We start from the raw sequence: 271 nt of genomic DNA, 5'->3' as shown, positions 1-271 counted from the left end.
CAAAAATCGAAACGCTCATGAACGACATCAACAACTACGGCATCCTCTTTAACACCAACAAAGAGTGGCAACGACTCAGACTCCAACGCACCAACCTCTTCACCGCCCTTGACACCCCCGCCAAATTCAAATCGTACTTCGAAGAAGAAGTCGACAGCATCAACGCCGCCATGGGCCGGCTTTCCATGCTCATCGAAAGAGCCGAGTCGACACCTCAGAAAGAGCGCATCTTAGAAAGTTCCGCCTTCCAAAAAGACTTCGCAAACCTCCT

General features: G+C 50.6%; 1 protein-coding gene. It reads left to right on the top strand.

Annotation, left to right across the window (positions count from 1 at the left end; genetic code table 11):
- Positions 1–17: 17 nt before the first annotated feature.
- Positions 18–271 (top strand): hypothetical protein (locus F1003_RS15795; RefSeq protein ID WP_202913916.1); only part of this gene is annotated, 254 nt, incomplete at its 3' end.

The sequence above is a fragment of the Winogradskyella ouciana genome, assembly GCF_009709615.1.
GTDB classification, from domain to species: domain Bacteria; phylum Bacteroidota; class Bacteroidia; order Flavobacteriales; family Flavobacteriaceae; genus Winogradskyella; species Winogradskyella ouciana.
This window is presented reverse-complemented; position numbering and strand designations above follow the sequence as displayed.